Raw genomic sequence first — 911 nt, 5'->3', positions numbered from 1 at the left:
ATTTTACCTGTGAGTTCACCTTTCTGTAGTCCATTCTGCTCACCTTCTTGCCGTCCTTCCTGTTTTCCAAGTAGAAATTGTCCATAGTGTTCCGGATAATTGTCTTTGACAAACATTTCCCTTGTATAAGGCATATCAACCCCCTCTAAATTATAGTGATCATATAGTTTATTCAGATATGTGCTTGTATATTTAAGCAGCCACCCATCATGTTGCAGCCTTTCTCTACTCATTATAATCTGCTTGATATTATTAGAAAAAAGACCAAGTATTGGATGATTGGAGTCTTTTGTAATGATGAATCGTACCGGAGTTAAAACTTTTAAATCATAAATTTTGTTTTTTTTAATACATTCAATAAGTTTGGTGTCTTTAAATCTATTGAACAGAGTTTCAGGAAAATGGTTTGTTACGGCATAGAGGTTAATATTGTTTCCATCTTTTAGGTTTTTTATTTTTTTGTAGTTTGTAAAGTGCCCATAAAGCTCTTCAAGTGCAGCCATATTGAAAACTTCCCGAAAGGATTTGAATGATATAAGATTGTGTTCATTAAGATTTTCAAATCCCTCATAGTAATCAGGATTAACGTCATCAAACAGTACAGATGTGTATTTTCTGACAACAACCACATCAAGAAACTGTTTTTTTAAAGAAAGATCAACCTCAACTGTGACCTCACATCCGAGTTTTTCAAACAGGGGGGTCATCATTAATCCCAGCAGGCGATGCCAATCGGTTCTGTCTTCATTTTCTTCATTCATTGTTTCCGTGTTGTTTTCCATAGAATTAATATAATCAGAATGGTTGGTTTTTTCAAGTTTTATGGGTCATCCCCATCATTTTTGGTCGAACCGGGGTCGGGCCATGCTAACGCATTGTAAAAAACTGAGGGGACAGGTACATAATGCTCT

Annotated in this window: 1 protein-coding gene; it reads right to left on the bottom strand. The window is 35.5% G+C overall.

Annotated elements, in window-relative coordinates; translation table 11 throughout:
* On the bottom strand, window positions 1-761 hold a 761-nt coding region (locus MTBBW1_RS27235; protein ID WP_080810150.1), incomplete at its 3' end, for a hypothetical protein.
* Window positions 762-911 lie beyond the last annotated feature (150 nt).

The sequence above is a fragment of the Desulfamplus magnetovallimortis genome, from assembly GCF_900170035.1.
Taxonomy (GTDB): domain Bacteria; phylum Desulfobacterota; class Desulfobacteria; order Desulfobacterales; family Desulfobacteraceae; genus Desulfamplus; species Desulfamplus magnetovallimortis.
This window is presented reverse-complemented; position numbering and strand designations above follow the sequence as displayed.